At 65.1% G+C, this 16832-nt stretch carries 20 protein-coding genes and 2 pseudogenes; 5 read left to right on the top strand and 17 right to left on the bottom strand.

From position 1 onward, the window contains the following. Positions 1-5 precede the first annotated feature (5 nt). The 6 genes from DYST_RS00870 to DYST_RS00895 form a co-directional block, all read right to left on the bottom strand. On the bottom strand, positions 6-275 hold the full coding sequence (locus DYST_RS00870) for a VirB3 family type IV secretion system protein (protein WP_239949348.1): 270 nt from the start codon (positions 273-275) through the stop codon (positions 6-8). Further along, positions 272-652 carry a TrbC/VirB2 family protein gene (locus DYST_RS00875; RefSeq protein ID WP_239949349.1) on the bottom strand — a complete coding sequence of 127 codons (381 nt, stop codon included), beginning with the start codon at positions 650-652 and terminating at the stop codon, positions 272-274. Before DYST_RS00875 ends, DYST_RS00870 begins: the two co-directional genes overlap by 4 nt. Further along, the gene (gene trbB / locus DYST_RS00880; RefSeq protein ID WP_239949351.1) at positions 649-1677 is read right to left on the bottom strand and encodes a P-type conjugative transfer ATPase TrbB; all 1029 of its coding nucleotides are present in this window, start codon (positions 1675-1677) and stop codon (positions 649-651) included. The genes DYST_RS00875 and trbB overlap by 4 nt, the downstream gene beginning before the upstream one ends. Continuing rightward, entirely contained in the window at positions 1674-2138 is a 465-nt protein-coding gene (locus DYST_RS00885; RefSeq protein ID WP_239949353.1) for a CopG family transcriptional regulator, read from the bottom strand. Before DYST_RS00885 ends, trbB begins: the two co-directional genes overlap by 4 nt. Next, a complete protein-coding gene (locus tag DYST_RS00890; protein WP_239949354.1) occupies positions 2135-4135 on the bottom strand; it encodes a conjugal transfer protein TraG in 2001 nt (666 codons plus the stop codon). Before DYST_RS00890 ends, DYST_RS00885 begins: the two co-directional genes overlap by 4 nt. Before the next feature lie 373 nt (positions 4136-4508). Continuing rightward, on the bottom strand, positions 4509-4757 hold the full coding sequence (locus DYST_RS00895; RefSeq protein WP_239949356.1) for a hypothetical protein: 249 nt from the start codon (positions 4755-4757) through the stop codon (positions 4509-4511). Here DYST_RS00895 and DYST_RS00900 point away from each other — a divergent pair. The 4 genes and pseudogenes from DYST_RS00900 to DYST_RS00915 form a co-directional block, all read left to right on the top strand. Further along, positions 4746-5207 (top strand): PadR family transcriptional regulator, encoded by a 462-nt coding sequence (locus DYST_RS00900; protein ID WP_239949358.1) that lies wholly within the window; start codon positions 4746-4748, stop codon positions 5205-5207. The genes DYST_RS00895 and DYST_RS00900 overlap by 12 nt on opposite strands. Beyond that, positions 5200-5694: a transcriptional repressor gene (locus DYST_RS00905; protein ID WP_239949360.1), complete on the top strand. Its 495-nt coding sequence runs from the start codon at positions 5200-5202 to the stop codon at positions 5692-5694. The genes DYST_RS00900 and DYST_RS00905 overlap by 8 nt, the downstream gene beginning before the upstream one ends. A 123-nt stretch (positions 5695-5817) precedes the next feature. Next, positions 5818-6615 (top strand): siderophore-interacting protein, encoded by a 798-nt coding sequence (locus DYST_RS00910; protein ID WP_239949362.1) that lies wholly within the window; start codon positions 5818-5820, stop codon positions 6613-6615. Between the two features lie 133 nt (positions 6616-6748). Then, positions 6749-6921, top strand: a pseudogene (locus DYST_RS00915) (oxidoreductase); the annotation flags it as partial. 103 nt (positions 6922-7024) lie between these two features. Here the strand turns inward: DYST_RS00915 and DYST_RS00920 are convergent. From DYST_RS00920 to DYST_RS00930, 3 genes and pseudogenes are all read right to left on the bottom strand, one after another. Continuing rightward, positions 7025-7273, bottom strand: coding sequence for an EexN family lipoprotein (locus tag DYST_RS00920; RefSeq protein ID WP_239949364.1), 249 nt, complete (start codon positions 7271-7273; stop codon positions 7025-7027). Continuing rightward, positions 7270-8197, bottom strand: a pseudogene (locus tag DYST_RS00925) (LysR family transcriptional regulator). Before DYST_RS00925 ends, DYST_RS00920 begins: the two are co-directional and overlap by 4 nt. Before the next feature lie 410 nt (positions 8198-8607). Continuing rightward, positions 8608-9039: a VOC family protein gene (locus tag DYST_RS00930; RefSeq protein ID WP_239949365.1), complete on the bottom strand. Its 432-nt coding sequence runs from the start codon at positions 9037-9039 to the stop codon at positions 8608-8610. 170 nt (positions 9040-9209) lie between these two features. Between DYST_RS00930 and DYST_RS00935 the strand changes: the two genes are divergently transcribed. Then, positions 9210-9746, top strand: a complete 537-nt coding sequence (locus DYST_RS00935; protein WP_239949367.1) for a TetR/AcrR family transcriptional regulator — start codon at positions 9210-9212, stop codon at positions 9744-9746. 125 nt (positions 9747-9871) lie between these two features. Here the strand turns inward: DYST_RS00935 and DYST_RS00940 are convergent, their stop codons facing one another. The 8 genes from DYST_RS00940 to DYST_RS00975 all read right to left on the bottom strand — a co-directional run bounded on the left by DYST_RS00940 (position 9872) and on the right by DYST_RS00975 (position 16594). After that, positions 9872-11857 carry a relaxase/mobilization nuclease and DUF3363 domain-containing protein gene (locus tag DYST_RS00940; RefSeq protein ID WP_239949369.1) on the bottom strand — a complete coding sequence of 662 codons (1986 nt, stop codon included), beginning with the start codon at positions 11855-11857 and terminating at the stop codon, positions 9872-9874. 463 nt (positions 11858-12320) lie between these two features. Further along, positions 12321-12905 carry a S26 family signal peptidase gene (locus DYST_RS00945; RefSeq protein WP_239949371.1) on the bottom strand — a complete coding sequence of 195 codons (585 nt, stop codon included), beginning with the start codon at positions 12903-12905 and terminating at the stop codon, positions 12321-12323. Beyond that, positions 12902-13432 carry a DUF2840 domain-containing protein gene (locus tag DYST_RS00950; RefSeq protein ID WP_239949373.1) on the bottom strand — a complete coding sequence of 177 codons (531 nt, stop codon included), beginning with the start codon at positions 13430-13432 and terminating at the stop codon, positions 12902-12904. The genes DYST_RS00945 and DYST_RS00950 overlap by 4 nt, the downstream gene beginning before the upstream one ends. After that, the gene (locus DYST_RS00955; RefSeq protein WP_196806961.1) at positions 13429-13680 is read right to left on the bottom strand and encodes a chromosome partitioning protein ParB; all 252 of its coding nucleotides are present in this window, start codon (positions 13678-13680) and stop codon (positions 13429-13431) included. Before DYST_RS00955 ends, DYST_RS00950 begins: the two co-directional genes overlap by 4 nt. Continuing rightward, positions 13677-14315 (bottom strand): ParA family partition ATPase, encoded by a 639-nt coding sequence (parA, locus tag DYST_RS00960; protein ID WP_239949384.1) that lies wholly within the window; start codon positions 14313-14315, stop codon positions 13677-13679. The genes DYST_RS00955 and parA overlap by 4 nt, the downstream gene beginning before the upstream one ends. 253 nt (positions 14316-14568) lie before the next feature. Further along, positions 14569-15417 (bottom strand): replication initiator protein A, encoded by an 849-nt coding sequence (locus DYST_RS00965; protein ID WP_239949386.1) that lies wholly within the window; start codon positions 15415-15417, stop codon positions 14569-14571. A 14-nt stretch (positions 15418-15431) separates the two neighbouring features. Then, the gene (locus DYST_RS00970; RefSeq protein WP_239949388.1) at positions 15432-15713 is read right to left on the bottom strand and encodes a helix-turn-helix domain-containing protein; all 282 of its coding nucleotides are present in this window, start codon (positions 15711-15713) and stop codon (positions 15432-15434) included. A 125-nt stretch (positions 15714-15838) separates the two neighbouring features. Beyond that, positions 15839-16594 (bottom strand): DUF7011 domain-containing protein, encoded by a 756-nt coding sequence (locus tag DYST_RS00975; RefSeq protein ID WP_239949390.1) that lies wholly within the window; start codon positions 16592-16594, stop codon positions 15839-15841. Positions 16595-16832: the final 238 nt, after the last annotated feature.

The raw sequence follows: 16832 nt of genomic DNA on the forward strand, positions 1-16832 counted from the left end.
GTCCCTCACACGTCCAGCAGCGGCTTGTGCCGCAGGTGTTTGGCGAACACCTGCATGAACTGCGGATCGGCGCGCGCGCCCCACACCGCCAGCGAATGGCCAACGATCCAGAGCGCGAGGCCGGGAAGCCAGAGTTGCAGACCCAGGCCCACGGCGGCGGCCAGCGTGCCGTTGGCGATCGCCACGGTGCGCGGCGCGCCGCCCAGCAGGATCGGCTCGGTCAGCGAGCGATGCAGCGGCACCTCGAAGCCCGGTAGCGTGTCGGCCGTGTTCATACGACGGCCCCGCCGGAGAAGCTGAAGAACGACAGGAAGAACGAGGACGCGGCGAACGCGATGGACAGGCCAAAGACGATCTGGATCAGCTTGCGAAAGCCGCCCGAAGTGTCGCCGAAGGCCAGCGCCAGGCCCGTGGAAATGATGATGATGACGGCGACGATGCGCGCAACCGGCCCCTGGATGGACTCCAGAATGGATTGCAGCGGCGATTCCCACGGCATGTTGGAACCACTCGCCTTCGCGGTGCCAGCCATCAGCAGCATCGCGGCGGCCGACAGCAGCCCGTGATACGCGGGAGCGGCCAGGCGCCGCAGGCGCGAAAGGCACGGAACCGGATTTACGGAAGCACGGAAAGCAGCAGCACTCTGCGTCATGGCAGTTCTCCAGAAGGTTCAGGGGACGAGGAAGCGATGGCGGATGCCGGCGGGTTGGGTGTTTCCAGCGCATCCGCGAGGCGGCAGCCGATGCCGTCGAAGCCGACGACGCGGGCAATGCTTTCGATGCGACGCTGACGGCCTCGACCGGCGATGTGGACCACGACGTTGACCGCCTCGGCGATCAGCGCGCGCGGCGGGTTCACGGCGACTTCGAGAATCAGTTGCTCCAGGCGCAGCAGGGCGCCCACGGCGGAACCGGCGTGGATCGTGGCGATGCCGCCCGGATGGCCGGTGCCCCATACCTTGATGAGATCAAGCGCCTCGCCGCCGCGCACCTCGCCGACGATCACACGGTCGGGACGCAGGCGCATCGTGGCACGCACCAGCTCGGTCATAGACACGATGCCCGCACGCGTGCGCAGCGGCACGTGGTCGCACGCCGTGCATTGCAGTTCGATGGTGTCTTCGAGTACCAACACGCGGTCACCCGTCGCCGCGATCTCGGCAAGCAAGGCATTGGCCAGCGTCGTCTTGCCGGTGCTCGTCCCGCCGGCAATCAGGATGTTCTGGCGTTCGCGCACCGCGTGGCGCAGAAACTCAGCCTGCTCAGTGGTCATCATTCCGTCTGTGACGTAGCGGTCCAACGGGATCACGCCCACGGCACGCTTGCGCAACGCGAAGGCCGGCCCCGGCGCGGCCGGCGGCAGGATGCCCTCGAAGCGTTCGCCGGTTTCCGGCAGCTCGGCGGTCAACAGCGGTTGGCCGCGATGCACTTCCGCGCCGACGTGCGCGGCGACCAGGCGGATGATGCGTTCGCCGTCTGCCTCGGACAACTCCGCGCCCATCGGTGCGCGGCCTGTGGACAGCCGATCCACCCACAACGTCCGGTCGGGGTTGAGCATGATTTCCACCACGTCGGGGTCTTCCAGCGCGGCGGCGATCAGCGGTCCCATCGCCGTGCGCAACATGCGCACGCGCCGGTCGAGCGAGGTGGTGGCGAAAGATTGCGGCACGGCGCTCATGAGGCACGCTCCTGCACCTCGGCCAGCGCCGCCGCATCGTCCAACCGCGTGGTGTCAGGGTTCAGCTCCTCCACCACGTCGCGTACCAGGCTGCGCCCGCGCAGCAAATGGCGGCCGAGTTGTTCGACGAACTGCTCGAATCGCGCCTTGCCTTGCGCGCGGGCCGCTTCCTGATGCGCTTCGGGAACCGGCGTGCTGACCGTCAGGTAGTAGCGGACGAACAGCGCCAGCGTCTCGATCTCGATGTTCTGGTCACGCTCCAGCTTCTCGAACTGGCGCGACAGCCGATCCAACCGCTTGGCGATGGCCGCCTCGCGCTGGTCGCCGGCATCCGGTGATAGCCACGACGCCAGCGCCGCCGCGACGATGGACGACTTCGATACGCCTTTCTTCGCAGCCAGCTCGTCGAGCCGTTTGGCGTGTTCAGGCGAAATGAACAGATTGAGGCGGTACTGGCTCATAGCTGGAGTCCGTCGTCGGGGTCGAGGGAGGCCAGCCGGGTCGTGCGCTGCATGGCCGGATCGAACTGGCGAGGAAGCGGCAGCGGCAGGTCGTCGTCATCGAGCAGCGCCAGGTCGTTGGCGGTCGGTGTCGGCTCTGGGTGGTATTCGGCGACTTCGGATAGCTCCGGCTGCCGGCGGGGGCCGCCGTCGTCGGCAGTAGCCGCGAATCCCTCGGCCGCTTCGGTGGCAGGCGCGGCCGGTACGACAGGAATTGCCAGCGCGCTCCAGTCGTCGGGCCGCAGCGGTGGCGCATCGGCGTAGGGGCCTGACGCGAGCGCGGGTGGCGGTAGCACGCGCCGCTTGAAGTTGGCGTCGGCGTAATAGCGCAGCTTCTTCGCCTTGATCGGCGCTACGCTGGAAACCATCACCACGGCCTCATCGGGCGGGAGCTGCATCACTTCGCCGGGCGTGAGCAGCGGGCGCGCCGTCTCCTGCCGCGACACCATCAGGTGCCCGAGCCAAGGAGAAAGTCGATGGCCCGCGTAGTTGCGCTGCGCGCGCAATTCGGTCGCAGTGCCCAGCGTTTCGGAAATGCGCTTGGCGGTGCGTTCGTCGTTGGTGGCGAATGTCATGCGCACATGGCAGTTGTCGAGGATGGAATGGTTCTGGCCGTAGGCTTTGTCGATCTGGTTGAGCGACTGCGCGATGAGGAAGCTGCGGATGCCGTAGCCAGCCATGAACGCGAGCGCCGTCTCGAAAAAATCGAGCCGGCCGAGTGCCGGAAACTCGTCGAGCATCAAGAGCAGCTTGTGACGGCGCGCGATACCGTCGCTGCCGTCGAGCGATTCGGCCAGGCGCCGTCCGATCTGGTTGAGAATCAGGCGCACCAGCGGTTTGGTGCGGCTGATGTCGGACGGTGGCACGACGAGGTATAGCGAGATCGGATGTTCGGCGGAGATGAGATCCGCGATACGCCAGTCGCAACGCGAGGTGACTTCGGCCACGGTCGGGTCGCGGTACAGGCCGAGAAACGACATGGCCGTGGACAGCACGCCCGAGCGTTCGTTATCCGATTTGTTCAATACCTCGCGCGCGGCAGAAGCGACGACGGGATGCGGGACATTCCCCAGGTGCCGCGTCGTCATCATCCGGTGCAGCGTCAGCTCGAACGGGCACGCGGGATCGGAGAGGAAATTGGCTACTCCGCGCAGCGTCTTGTCCTCACCTGCGTAGAGCACGTGCAGGATGGCGCCGACCAGCAACGCGTGCGACGTTTTCTCCCAATGGTTACGGCGTTCCAACGCGCCTTCGGGATCGACGAGTATGTCGGCGATGTTCTGTACGTCGCGCACTTCATGCGCGCCACGCCGCACTTCCAGCAGCGGGTTGTATGCGGCCGACTTCGCATCGGTGGGGTTGAACAGCAGGCAGTGCGAGAAGCGCGAGCGCCAACCCGCGGTAATGCTCCAGTTCTCGCCCTTGATGTCGTGGATGACGGCCGACGCGGGCCAGCTCAGGAGCGTGGGAATGACCAGGCCCACGCCCTTGCCGGAGCGCGTGGGCGCGAACGTCAGGACGTGTTCCGGGCCTTCATGGCGCAGGTACTGTCGTTCATGCAGACCGAGAAACACGCCGACCGGCTGATCGAGGCCGGCCTTGTGAATGTCGTCGGCGTTGGCCCAGCGCGCCGAGCCGTAGGTCGTGACACGCTTGGTCTGCCGCGAGCGCCAGACCGACATGGCGATCGCGACCAGCACCGCGACGAGACCACTGCCGCCCGCGATCACGCCGCCCTTGTCGAAGACGCGGGGCGCATAGCCGTCGTAGAGGAACCACCACTCGAACAGCCGCCAGGGGTGATAGACCGGCGTGTTGAGAAAATCAAACCAGGGCGGGCCAAGGCGTAGCTGATAGCCCAGGGCGGCGGCTGTCCATTGTGTGGCTGTCCACACGCCGGCGATCACGATGCCGAAAACGACGGCAATCTGCCCGAATAGCACGCCTTGACTCTGCATGTCGGCCTCCGTTTTCTCCTGTGCAATTCGCGGCACATGCACGTGCCGCACACGGGAGGATCGGAGTCAGGTCAAGGGTCGGTCAAAGACCATTATCGGAAGAAATATCGAGAAAAAAGCAAGGATTCACGCAGGGGCGAACGCAAGAAAAACGCCGCAAGCGAAGGCGCATTGCGGCGTAAAAAGGGAAAAACAGGAAAATCATTGATCGATAGCTAAGGATGCTCTGATCTATTCAGTGCATCCTGAAGTCCACCGCCGGACCGCAGCGGCCGATCTATCCGGAGATCCGAACCAAGCAAACTTGCCCGTCTTTGCGCGCGCCCTGTCCGATCTTGCCAAGTATTGCTTTAGATATGCTTACGATATATCTTTACGTCACTCTCACGATATATCGAAATCTCTCATGCACATGCGCCAGATGCTTTTCAACGCTTTTCATCAACACCATCACCATCACGGCCACGCTTTCGGGCACGGCGAAGGCCGGGATGCCCACGAACATCACGAACGCCATGCCGGACCCTTCGGTGGTCGCCACGGCGGCGGCGATTTCTTCGCCGACTGGAACGAAATGCGCGGCGGTGGTGGCCGGCGCGGCGGTGGCCGCATGTTCGGCCACGGCGACCTCAAGCTGCTGCTGCTCGCACTCATCGAACAGCAGCCGCGTCACGGCTACGAACTGATCCGCATCATCGAGGACATGTTCCACGGCCAGTACTCGCCCAGCCCCGGCGCGATCTATCCCACCCTCACCATGCTGGAAGAACTCGGCTACGCCGAAGTGACCAACGAGCAGGGTGGCCGCAAGCTGTACGCGATCACGGCCGCTGGGCGCACCTACCTGGACGAGAATCGCGAAGCGGTGGATGCGGTCACCGCCCGCACCGAACACAGCGCCAGGATGGCGGCGAAGATGGCGGCGCCGATGGGCGTGCGCAAGGCGATGCATGCCCTCAAGCATGCCTTGTTGATGCGTGGCAGCGACTGGAACAAGGACGAGGCAAAACGCATAGCCGACATCCTGGAACGCGCCGCCAGCGCCATCGCCAGCGGTGAACGCCGTGACTGAAACAGCCTGCGATGCCCTGCTGGCATGGGAAGCGCGTTGCAAGTCGCTGGGCCTGCTGATGACGGCGCCGCGTCGCGCCATCCTCATTGCGATGCTTGAGTTCGGCACAGCTCACGATGCAGTCACCCTGTTGCAGGCTGCACGGGAGCACCATGCGGCCACCAGCCTCGGTACGGTTTATCGGCTGCTGCGCGAGCTCGAGCAACTCGGACTGGTCCAGGCGCACGCGCCCGCACATGGGCGCTGCCACTGGCGCCTGCATGACTCGCACTCGACTACGCCGGAGCCCGCGCCAGGCAACGTTCGCATCATGGTGAAGCAAGTGCAGCATTTCCTGCGCGAGCTGGAAAAACTCGGCTTTGCCGAGGCACAACCTGCGGTGTACAGCAGCGTCGCCGTACCCAGACTGGCCAACCACTCGCCAGTCGATCCCACCGTCGATCTGCTGCAGTCGATAGCCGAACGCCTCGGCTATCGACTCGCCTGACACCGCTGCATATCCACCACAGCAACGGCCATCGCCACCGCCACCGCTCGCCTATTCGCCATGCGCGGATCGTGCAGAGCCTGTAACCGGCACCTGCCCCTCACATCCCTGGAGATCATGCCGATGACACCCCATACCCATCAGAGAGTTCGCCACACCGTGGTGTTCCGCACGCTTGACGTACTGCGCGTCGAGCACCTGACGCCACACATGCAGCGCATCGTTTTCGGCGGCGCGGAGTTGCGCGGTTTTGTCAGCGCCGCGCCGGACGACCACGTGAAACTGTTCCTTCCCAACAGCGTCGGTGAAATCGTGCCACCGGTGCTCGGACCGAACGGCCCTACCTATCCGCCCGGCCGCGAATATTCGCCGATGCGCGACTACACCCCGCGCAGTCATGACGACGCTCTCAACGAATTGACGATCGATTTCGTGCTGCACGGTGACGGCCCTGCTGCCACCTGGGCAGTGCAGGCCACGCCAGGCCAGCGGATCGGTGCCGGCGGCCCGCGCGGATCTTCCCTGGTCGCCGATGACTTCGACACCTACGTGCTGGTCGGCGACGAAACCGCCCTGCCCGCGATCGGCCGCTGGCTGGAAGAGATGCCCGAAGGCACCCATGTCGAGGTGCTGCTGGAAATTCCCCATGCTGATGATCGCCAGGCACTCCGCTCACGCGCGCATGTCAACATCCACTGGCTCGAGCGCAACGGCACCGCAGCCGACCAGAGCGACCTGCTGGAGCAGGCCTTGCGTGCACTGCCCACGCCCATCGGCGACACCTTCTACTGGATCGCCAGCGAATCGCGCCGGACCCGCAACATGCGCCAATGGCTCAGTGAGGAACGCGGCGTGCCCAAGGACTGGATGAAGGCCAAGGGCTACTGGAAAGCCAACGCGGACGACAGCGACGAAGACTAGCGAGTCGCCCAGGCTCGTCATGCGTGGCTAGGCATCGCGATTGCGTGGCCGGGCTATCCTGTCCCACGCTTCTGCACGCCATCGGCACGATGGCTGTCCGAGTATTCGCAGCCAGTCAATCGAGGATTCCGGCATGTCATTGACGCCCGCCATCGCGGAATACGATGCGCAGCCACTGCGCGATCGCGTGGTGCTGATTACCGGCGGCGCGCAGGCATCGGACGCGGCATCGCGCAGGCCGTGCTCGGCGCGGGCGGCATCGTGATGATCGGCGACCTCGATGCCGAAGCCGGACATGCCTGCCTGGCTGGGATCCAGTGTCTGTAGACCATTGAACGCAAAGGCGCTGGATTCCTGCTTTCGCAGGAATGACGAGCAAGAAGCCGATTGATCAGACCTTCCCTAACGATCAGAACTTCGGCGGGTTCTTCGGCGGCGTATAAGGCGTATTGCCGTTGCCGAAGAAACGGCGGTTCGTCGCCTCAGCCACGCGGTTGCAAAGTTCATCGCCCAGCTTCGCGCGACCCGTCTTGCACTGCTCGCGCAGCGCCTTCAACCGCACGGGGTTGGCCGCGAGCGAACCCACCGTATCGGTCGGTTCGGATTTGCCGCAGGCGGTCAGCATCACGACGAGCATCAGCGGCAGAATCTTCTTCATGACTCGGTTTCCTCCGGAACATTGGGACGATCGCTATCGAGCGCTTCGACCGCATGGACGCACTCAATGAAGCGCGCCAGGATTTCCGATGCCTCGTTATCGGCGCGCAGCAGATAGGTCGTGAGCTTGGGGGGAGATTCCGGCCAGTGGGCGTGCGATCACACCGCGTTCGCGACTTGCCGTGAACTGCGAGGCGCCCGCTAGGCCCAATGCGCAGCCCGCTGCCACCATCGCCATCATCAGATTGATAGTGGCTACGCGCCCGGCAACCAAGGGCTCTCTATCGGCATGCCGCAGCAGACGATCAATCTGCCGCACGTAGCCTTCACACGCATGGGGATCGCCCAGCACCAGCGGATAGCGCAGCATTTCTTCCAGCGGGATGCGTTTGTACGACAGCAACGGATGGCGGTCGGGAACCGCCACCATCAGCGGATCGCTCCAGGCTGGCTCCGCGATGATGCCGTCGCCAACCTCATCGGCGCGTGCGAATCCCAAGTCGTAGGTGTCGTCCAGCAGCCCCTTGATCTGCTGCGACAGGGGCACTTCGGACAGACGGATTTCGATGTCCGGCTCGTCTTGGCGGCATCGCGCCAAAAGCGCTGAAAAGCGCGTAGGCGTGATGCCGTCCGACAAGGCGATGCGCAACTGACCGTGGAAACCATTGGCTGCGGCTTTAATGCTATCGCGGGCCTGCTGCAAGGCGGTGAAGACGCGCTGCGCATGCTCCCTGAACATGCGCCCTGCACGGGTCAGTCGGGTGCTGCGCGAGGTACGTGCAAACAGCAGCACGCCCAGTTCTTCTTCCAGTTCCTTGATGGCGCGCGACAACGGCGACTGCTCGATGTGCAGTCGTTCGGCTGCGCGGGCGAAGTGGAGTTCTTCGGCGACGGCAAGAAAGCAGCGTAAGTGTCGAAGCTCCATTGCTCCTCCGTGAATTCGGCGGTGTACCGATTTGCGCCTTATGTCCCGCGCGAGATTCCATCGCTAGTTAGTGGGTGTGCAGTTCACGGCCGATGCACACAATTGCGTGCTCGCCCTCGACGAGTGCCGTAGGGCTGGCATGCACCGAGTAGCGGCCGGTGAAGATCGCGCGGACGCGGGATGGCCGAGCCGAGCACGAAGCGCGTATCAGCCATAGCTTCAAATTCGATCGATTCGTCCAAGGGAGCACATGCCTAACTCTCCTCTTCCGACCGGCTCTAGCGTGCGTAGACTGCCATCCATCACGGCACTCTGGCCGACTGGGCGGCCCGGCGGCGGCTGATCGATCCAGCGCTCGCCTGGTCAAGCAGGTCCTTGGCACCCTTCGCGCCGGTTATTCGACGAAAATATCAAACGGGCTTGTCGCCACAATGGCTAGTGTAGAAACTGACGCCATTGCCATCGGGATCTTGTATCGTGAAATAACGATGGCCGTATAGCGCGCGTTCTGCGATGACTGACGGTGAATATCCTTTATCAATCAGGCCGGTCCTGTAGAGTTCCAGATCCGCTTTTGTGTGCCCAGCGATCATCAGATCCAATTTTTCGCTGCCAAACTCTGGTCTTTGGCCGACATGGCTATTCTGCAAAGTGCTGCTCTGATCATCGTCCTTTTGAAATAGCAGCAAATGCGTGCCACCGCGCAGTTCAACGATCGCCAATCCAGGAAATGTGTCGAGTGCGCGCAGACCTAAGCCAGCATAAAACTGACGACTCGCCTCGATATTTAGCACTTTCATGACAAAGTGACCGAGGGCTGCGGCGGGTAAAGAGTCTTCCATTTCTAAGTCCTTTCATAAAGTTCGCTAGTGGGCTAGCTGGGGAGCAGCGTTGCTGTGCAAGCGCCGCCGTGCTAATCTGACCGATTAGTCGGAAATAGTATCCGACTGATCGGTCGAAAAAGCAAGGGGTTGTTGTGGCGCGAAAAAAGGAAATCGACAGAGACAGGGTCTTGGATGCTGCCGAGGCCGTCATCCTCGAATCTGGTGGTCGAAATTTCACGCTCGACGCCGTCGCCGAGCGTGCGGGGATCAGCAAGGGCGGTCTCGTCTATACCTTTGCGACTAAGGATGGATTGGTATATGCGGCGCTAGAACGAGAAATGGCTCGTTTTCAGGAGGCAGTACGTCAGCGACTCGGCAGTGGGCCAACTGGGCCGGTCGAATTGGTCCTCGCGCATATCGAGGAAGCCCTGGCCGAGGACGACGCCTCGACGCAAATGGCGGCTTTTCTCATAACCGCACTGGTGCACGCCCCTGACATGCTGGGACCGGTGCGACGCCTGTACAGCGCATTGCTCGATCCGCTTCGATCGGAACATGGTGAGTTTGCTGAAGTCCGTCACGCACTGCTGGCTGTTGAAGGTATTTTTCTGCTCCGAGGACTCGGGTTTGCAGAGGTTTCCGCAGACGAGCTCAAATCTGTCCTGCTCCACGCACGCAACATCGTCCTTGCGGTGTTGAATAGATCGGCATACCTACCGCTCTGAGAGTCAGCGATTTGACGATGAATTCGGCGATCTCCCAATTCCGGCATATCAATTCCAACGCATCCAGGCTCGCTTGCTCCCTCAATCGCAGTCACCGACTCTCACAGCATCGTTACGCCCGCGCATCACCCAGGGCCTAACTGGCGCTGTCGCCCCATATCCCAAGATATCCCACCGCTTCGCACCGTCGCAGCGATTTGCTGCCCTAGCCGCTGCTCGATCACCGGCCTCCACGGCACCAGGCTAAACCCCATGCCATCGTCAAGCATGGCGTATCGCCCACTGGCAAGCATGACGCTGCGGCGGTAGATGCCGGCCACGCGCTGGCCATCGGCCACGGGCCGATGCTCCAGGCCAGTTTCGGCGGCAATTTCCTTCCCGACCTGCGCCAGATCCCGATTGCGCAGTGTGCCCAACAGGTTTCGCGCCAGCATCACGCGCTGGCCGCGCCGCTCTGCCAACCCCTGTTCGGCCAGGAAATCGGAGCGCTTTTGGAGCGCGTCTTTGACCTCGCTGCCAAACCCCAGATCGCCGAGCCCTCGGCCACTTCCAATCAGTTGCTGGTCGAGCCATGTAGCGCCGATCACTCGGGCCTGCCGCTCTATGGGCAGGTGCGATTTCAACTCCACGACCACGCCACCCAAGCGCTGCGCGTCATACTGGCGGCCTTTCTCCAGCAGGTCGTCCGGCACCTTCCACAACCCTTCGGCGACGCGCTCCACGATACCGGCGCGGCGTAAGGCTTCCAGCCGGCGGACATGGGCCGCGACGACTTCATGCGGGTCGCGGCTTGCCTGCGCCTGTCCCTGTGCGACCGCTAGGTGATGATCCGTGCGGTACAAGCCGTCACTCGCCAGCGCGGTGATGTTGCGGTCAGCGGTCCGCAGTTCCGCGTAACCGCGCACCTCCACCACCGATCCCATGGGGTAGTTCCCGGGTTCATCGCGGGCATTGAGCGCAACATAGTGGGCCTTACCGTCCACGCCGTCGATGACCAGATAACCCCGGTCGCGCAGCTCATCGGCCAGTCCTTTCGCAGCTATGCGCCCGACGACTGTGCGGCCATTGTCGCCTGGCTCGAACACTGCCAGCTCGCGCGGCTGGCCGCTCATGGCCCGCTGCATGGTACGGATGATGTCGCCACGCTCGCCCAGGGCGCGCAAGGTCTTCTCGGCATCAGCATGGACGGCCCAGGTGCCGGGCTGCACCTCGTCGGCCAGATCCATGCGCTGCAAGCGTTGCAACCGCCCAATCAGCAGCAGGCGCTGGCGTTGCAATCGGGATTCGTTGAAGCGCTCGATCTGCACACGGCCATCGTCGTCTACCTCGCGTTGCAAGGTGCGATCAAGGCTCGTCCATCGCTCCTGTTCCACCTCGCGTTGCAAGGTTTGCTGGATCTCCCGTTCGGTGCGCGGCCCCAGCCATTCAGTCGCCAGCTCGGCGGCCCGGTGGCGGAAACCCTGGGCGATGTAGTCGCCCGCGATGATGAGGTCTTTGCCGGTGTCGTCGCGCCCGCGCACGACGATATGCGTGTGCGGGTTGTCCGTATTCCAGTGATCGACCGCCACCCACTCCAGCCGTGTGCCCAGGTCGGCCTCCATACGTTCCATCAGGTGCCGGGTGTACGTGCGCAGGTCTTCCAACTCGGCGCCGTCCTCGGACGAGAGGATGAAGCGGAAATGGTGCCGGTCGTCCGCGCAGTGCTCCTTGAAGGCACCGAGGTCGGCTTCGTCGGTCTGTGGGCCATAGGCGCGGCCCGGCTCGCCCTCTCGGCCCACGCCGTCACGCTCGATGTAGCGCAGGTGCTTGGCAAGCGACTGCGGGCTGGCGTGGCGCTGGTTGACCAGCAAGGTCTTGATGATCACGCGCCGCGAGAACGGCGTCAGCTTCGCACCTGCGAAGCGCGCTGCCGTATGGCCGCGCCCCAGGCGCGAGCCGGGCCGCTGGCCGGTACGCTGGCCCTTGCCGCCGACCATGACAGGACGGTGCAGTGCCGACTTGCCTGCGCTGGCCTTGCCAGTCTGCTTGAGCACCCTGGAAACGAAGCCCTGGCCCCGGTGTTTCGGCGCGCCGGGACGCACGCGGAAATCGTCATCGTCGCGCTGGCTCATGGCCGACCTCCCTCAAAGCATGAACGCAAGCTGCGGCGTGCGCCAGCGTGCGAAGCACGCGACGGAGCCCCTATCGGCGCGAGCTTCGCGCCCCATGCGGCACAGCGGCGAAGCCGGCCTGTGCCGCGCCAACCCCACGTGCAGACAGACTTTGCGGGCGGACAGGTGCCGCCCCCTTTTGTCTTGCCTTCCGCCTTTGTCTTTCGCTGTCGCTCCAGGCGTCGGCGGCCCGGCGGCGCTGCGCTGCATGCAGCCAGCGCGCCGGCGAACGCGACCACGGCCACAGGCCGGGCGCGTTCGAGGCAAGACGCCTGCACGTCGGAAAGCATCGCCGGAGGCTGCGCGACGTGCGATGCCGAATACGCAAATTCGGCAGCCGCACGACACGCGCGACGACACGACGCCGCGCAGCGGAACGACACGTCGGATGGCACAACAAAGCGCAGCGAGTCGGCAGCCATCATCAGTGTGTCTCCAGCCAGAGCGGATGCGCGACGCCGATCACGGCGGAGGCAGCCACCGGCCCGAAATACCTACTATCGAACGACGCCGGATTGGTCGTGCTCAACAAGAACAGCTCGCCCGGCAGCAGATGCCGGCACTGCTGCCAGGCAGGCAGCGGCCGGCCCAGGTGGTCGGCAGGCAGCGTCGCGGCCACCGACACGCCGTCAATGCTCACGCTGCGCCCGACGATGCACACCTGCTGCGGCGCGATGGCGCCCACACGCTTGAGCAACGGAATACCCGGCGGCAGGTAATCGCGCTGCGCGGCCAGCAACGCAGCCTGCGCCGGCAGGTGGGCCAGCACAACGCTGTCCACTTGCATGGGGGTGTGCAGTGGATCGGTCAGCCAGTTGAATGGATCGACGCGATACCAGCCGACTGGCACGCTGTCGGTCGGGTTGTAGATCACGCGCGGCAGTGGCGACACGAACGACGCCCAGGCCAGCGCAGCGAGGCCGCAGGCGGACAGGCTTGCCAGTACGAGGCGAGCGCGCAAACGCGAGCGAGGGTGCGGCGAGGCGGCGGAAGCGGGAACGCTCGTCATGACAGCGCCCTCCCGGCAAGCCAGGCCGCGTGTCGCTCGGCGGTGTACGCCGGCAGCGGCAGACGTGCGGCGAGTCGATTGGCGAGCGTGCGCCAGTACGCGGGCGACACGGCAGCCGGCGCGATGCCCAGCGCCTCGATGGCGTCGATCTGCGGCAGCGCGGCGCGCACGGCGGGTTCGCCCTCGGCGTGCAGCAGCAGCTGTGCGCCCGGCAGCACGCCGGGGATGCGCTGCGCCGCGTCCAGCGGCGTGCAAGTCTGCATCACCATGAGCTGCCAGCGGATCGTGCCGTAGTCGTTGGCCTGCCAGCGGATGCGGCACAACATCGCGCCCGGCAGGAACACCGCGACGCGACGCCAGCGGTCGAGTCGGACGGTGCGCGCCGGCTCGCCGAAGCGCAGGTAGAGATCTATGCGCTGCTCAACGTAGGCAAGCGATACGCGGGTCAACGACACGACACCGGCTTGGCCGGCGAGCGCAGCGAGCAACGGCGGCGCAGCCGTAACCGCCGAAATGGATGCGTTCATGGGGTCGTCTCCGGAAACTCGCGTTCGAGCAACGCGCGCAGCAGTTCGGCGACCGTCACGCCCTGCGTGAACGCCGACACCTTGATGCGGGCGCGCATCGCAGGCGTGATGTCGAGTGTCAGGCGTGCGGTGTAAAGGTCGCCTTTGTGCAAGGTCTCGGCGTCGCCTTGGCGAACCCACGCTTCGGCGTGCGGGTTCGCTGGCGGCCGTGCGCCGATGCCGATGCGTTTGCTGCGCGCTGTCGTCATGCCGGCCACCGCAGAAGCTCGTCGGTGAGCGCCGCGATCTCGCGCGCGGCGGCGCTGTCGGGCGCCGTCTCGCGTGCGAGCCGGCCAGCGGCCACGCTGTCGGCGAACACGATGCGTTGATGCACTTCCGAGCGCAGCGCTGGCAGCGGCTGCTCGGCGAGCGCGCTGCGTGCCTCGCGGCCGATGATCGTGGTGCTGACGCGCCGGTTCACGACGAAGGCCGCGCGCAGCGCAGGCCGGAACACCTGCGCCTCGCGGATCAGCGCCACCATCTCGGCACTGGCCCACAAATCGTAGGGGCTGGGCTGCACCGGGATCAGCACGCGCTCGGCCGCCAGGAGCGCCGAGCGCGCCAGCGCGGCGATGCGCGGCGGGCCGTCGATAACGACGTGATCGGCCCGCCTGGCGAGTTCTGGCGCTTCCTGGTGCAGCGTTTCGCGGGCCACGCCCACGGTACTGAACAGCCGGGGCAAGTCCTGCTGGCTTCTGCGTTGCCTCCAGTCCAGCGCCGAGCCTTGCGGGTCGGTATCGAGCAGGATGACCGATTGCCCGCGCATCGCCAGTTCGCCTGCGATGTGCGTGGCGAGCGTGGTCTTGCCGACGCCGCCCTTCTGGTTGAGCAGCGCGATGATCATGGCGCGGCCCTCCGTGTTGGAATGCCGGGCTTTCGCGGTTGCGCGTGGTGCCATTTGACGGTTGTCCACCGAAACGGCGCGCTTCTACTATCAGTTAGAGTATTTAAGTTAGATAAGTTAGAGGGCGCTGAAACCCGCGCCGTTATTGGCTTTCCGGCGATTTCGCACGCCTGATAGCACGATAGGCACACGCCTGATAGCACGATACCTGGCACGTCTGATAGCACGAGCCCGTCCACACGTTTTCCCCGAGTTATCCCCGTGCCGTGAACGACACCGGCCGGAAGGTCAGCAGTTCCGCATCGGTATCCGGCATCCGCTCGATGCCGAGCACGTAGCCGGGCAGCGACTGCCGCGCGACCAGCGCGCGCAGGTCGCAGGCGAAGTCGTAGGGCTTCGCCGTGCTGCCCGACTTGCGGTGCAGGTGCCGGAAGTCGAATTGCCAGCCGTGCGGTTGCTTGCCGCCGTGCTTGCGCACCAGGCGGTACAGCCATCGTTCGATGCCGCCAGTCAGCCGGAAGTACGCCGGGTCGATGGTCAGCACCAGGGCGGCGTCGAGCACGCCGGCGTAGAACCAGTCCGGCAAGATCAGCTCGATGCCCAGCGGGGTGCCGCTGGCGTCGGCCAGTTCCTTCCACTCGTTGATCCACGAGAAGCGATGCAGGCGCCGGCCTGTCGTCTCGCGGATGGAAGTCGCCACGGTGGTCGATTGCAGCCGGTCGAGCGCGGCCTTGAGGCGCTGGTAGTCGCGCAGCGACACCCCGCGCCCGATAAAGCGCAGGATCTCGTAGGGTGTGGCGTGCATCAGGCGCGACGGGCGCAGGCCCGCGTCGCGCGCTTCCACGATCTGGCTGGCCGCCCAGATCAGGATGTCTGCATCCCAGATCGTGGCGATGCCGTGCTCCTGTGTCCCTTCCACGCGGATAGTGACGTTCCTGCTGCGAAAGTCGATCGGCGCCGTGCGCCGCGACTTCGCCAGCGAGAAGAACGGAAAGGCCATCAAGTCTTGGCTGTCGCGCGGCACGATGCCATCGCCCGGCAAGGCGCGGAACAGGTCGAGCTGTTCCCGCTCCCGGGATGGGCTGGGCATGGCGATAGCCATCTGCGAGCCACCAATTAGCGTGCACGGCTGTCGGCCGAGTGATGCTCGGCGTAGTCGGGATCGGACGTGGCCTCGTAGCTGCGCTGGTCGGCCCAGGCATCAAGGTCGGCCACGGCGTACATGACGCGCCGGCCGAACTTGCGAAACTTCGGCCCGCCGCCGATGACACGCTGCTTTTCGAGCGTGCGCGGCGACAGCCGCAGGTAGTCGGCAGCTTCGTCGTTGGTGAAGTAGCGTTGGGGCTGCGGGGGCGTGGCGACGGTAGCGGCGGCGGGCCGCAAAGGAGCTGGACGCATCGGATGAACCTCCATCGGTCAGAATCGCCCGGCCACACAACGCGACCGGATGGAGGCAGTCTCGGAAAAGCGGCGCGGTGCGCAGAGGGTCGTTTTGCAACGTAGGCAAAACGACCCTCCCCAGGTCATTCGAGCTGTGCGAGACGGCGATAGCCGCCGTGCATCAGCGTCTGGCCCCGGCGTACCAGGCGGCGCACGCGCGAGCGCAGGCCGCCGTCGGCGTGCCAGCTTTCGGCGACCCTATCGGCACCGAAAAGTCCCGCCGCCGTTTCGCGCAAGGACGCACCCGCCAGGGTCGCGTCGAGCGCCTGCAGGGTGTGTAGTTCCAGCAGCGCGGCAGGCGTGGGACGGCTGCGGGCCAATGCCGCAGGCGCGGCCCCGCCGGTGGCGGCGCATTGCTCCAGCCAGGCCGCCAGCACGCGCTGGAGCGTGCCGGCCGAGGCGCTGGCGCGGAGGACATGGACGTAGGCCATGCCGTCCGCGAGACCCGGCGCCAGCGCCAGCCGCAGGCAGCCACCGGGCCAGCGCGCCAGCAGCACGAGGCGCTTGCTGTCGTGGATCAGGCATTTGTGGCCGGGGATGCGCCAGAATGCGAAGACGACGGCACCCGGCGGCGGGTCGGCGTCCGGGTAGAGCTGGAGCACGCTGTCGTGATCGGGGAACCAGGCCGGATGCGCATCGCGCGCATCCCGCGCCGGGTCTTCGAGCAGGCGCAGGCCCCAGGCGTGCGCCGCCTCGGGTCGGCGACGATGGCGCAGCCATTCGCGCCGATAGTCGGGGTTCCTGCGCAGATATTCCCAGGCCAGCGCGGGGCCATCAAGATGCAGCACGTAGAGATACGCGGCGGTGGGATACCAAGGTTCGGCGCTTCGATCGGCCATGATGCACGATCCCCTCGTTGAGCAGGAACATCGCCACGGTCGTCGCTGTGCAGGGACTACGGCATCACTTCAAGGCGTCATCAGGCACGAGGTAAAGTAACCAGCGGTGTCAAATCCGATGGGCTCCGGCATCTTGCACGTGCAGTCCGAATCATGACGGCGTGCGTGCGCGAATCGCACGCAGCACGGAACACCCTGCCGCAAGCCGCGTCCCGCATCGTGACTTTTTCGGTCAGGC

Source organism: Dyella terrae (assembly GCF_022394535.1).
Lineage (GTDB): Bacteria > Pseudomonadota > Gammaproteobacteria > Xanthomonadales > Rhodanobacteraceae > Dyella.

What these genes read in the sequence shown, in the direction of transcription:
- DYST_RS00870 (WP_239949348.1), bottom strand. Translation starts at nt 275, where the DNA reads ATGAACACGGCCGACACGCTACCGGGCTTCGAGGTGCCGCTGCATCGC.
- DYST_RS00875 (WP_239949349.1), bottom strand. Translation starts at nt 652, where the DNA reads ATGACGCAGAGTGCTGCTGCTTTCCGTGCTTCCGTAAATCCGGTTCCG.
- trbB (WP_239949351.1), bottom strand. Translation starts at nt 1,677, where the DNA reads ATGAGCGCCGTGCCGCAATCTTTCGCCACCACCTCGCTCGACCGGCGC.
- DYST_RS00885 (WP_239949353.1), bottom strand. Translation starts at nt 2,138, where the DNA reads ATGAGCCAGTACCGCCTCAATCTGTTCATTTCGCCTGAACACGCCAAA.
- DYST_RS00890 (WP_239949354.1), bottom strand. Translation starts at nt 4,135, where the DNA reads ATGCAGAGTCAAGGCGTGCTATTCGGGCAGATTGCCGTCGTTTTCGGC.
- DYST_RS00900 (WP_239949358.1), top strand. Translation starts at nt 4,746, where the DNA reads ATGTTCGGCCACGGCGACCTCAAGCTGCTGCTGCTCGCACTCATCGAA.
- DYST_RS00910 (WP_239949362.1), top strand. Translation starts at nt 5,818, where the DNA reads ATGACACCCCATACCCATCAGAGAGTTCGCCACACCGTGGTGTTCCGC.
- DYST_RS00920 (WP_239949364.1), bottom strand. Translation starts at nt 7,273, where the DNA reads ATGAAGAAGATTCTGCCGCTGATGCTCGTCGTGATGCTGACCGCCTGC.
- DYST_RS00930 (WP_239949365.1), bottom strand. Translation starts at nt 9,039, where the DNA reads ATGGAAGACTCTTTACCCGCCGCAGCCCTCGGTCACTTTGTCATGAAA.
- DYST_RS00940 (WP_239949369.1), bottom strand. Translation starts at nt 11,857, where the DNA reads ATGAGCCAGCGCGACGATGACGATTTCCGCGTGCGTCCCGGCGCGCCG.
- DYST_RS00945 (WP_239949371.1), bottom strand. Translation starts at nt 12,905, where the DNA reads ATGACGAGCGTTCCCGCTTCCGCCGCCTCGCCGCACCCTCGCTCGCGT.
- DYST_RS00950 (WP_239949373.1), bottom strand. Translation starts at nt 13,432, where the DNA reads ATGAACGCATCCATTTCGGCGGTTACGGCTGCGCCGCCGTTGCTCGCT.
- DYST_RS00955 (WP_196806961.1), bottom strand. Translation starts at nt 13,680, where the DNA reads ATGACGACAGCGCGCAGCAAACGCATCGGCATCGGCGCACGGCCGCCA.
- parA (WP_239949384.1), bottom strand. Translation starts at nt 14,315, where the DNA reads ATGATCATCGCGCTGCTCAACCAGAAGGGCGGCGTCGGCAAGACCACG.
- DYST_RS00965 (WP_239949386.1), bottom strand. Translation starts at nt 15,417, where the DNA reads ATGGCTATCGCCATGCCCAGCCCATCCCGGGAGCGGGAACAGCTCGAC.
- DYST_RS00970 (WP_239949388.1), bottom strand. Translation starts at nt 15,713, where the DNA reads ATGCGTCCAGCTCCTTTGCGGCCCGCCGCCGCTACCGTCGCCACGCCC.
- DYST_RS00975 (WP_239949390.1), bottom strand. Translation starts at nt 16,594, where the DNA reads ATGGCCGATCGAAGCGCCGAACCTTGGTATCCCACCGCCGCGTATCTC.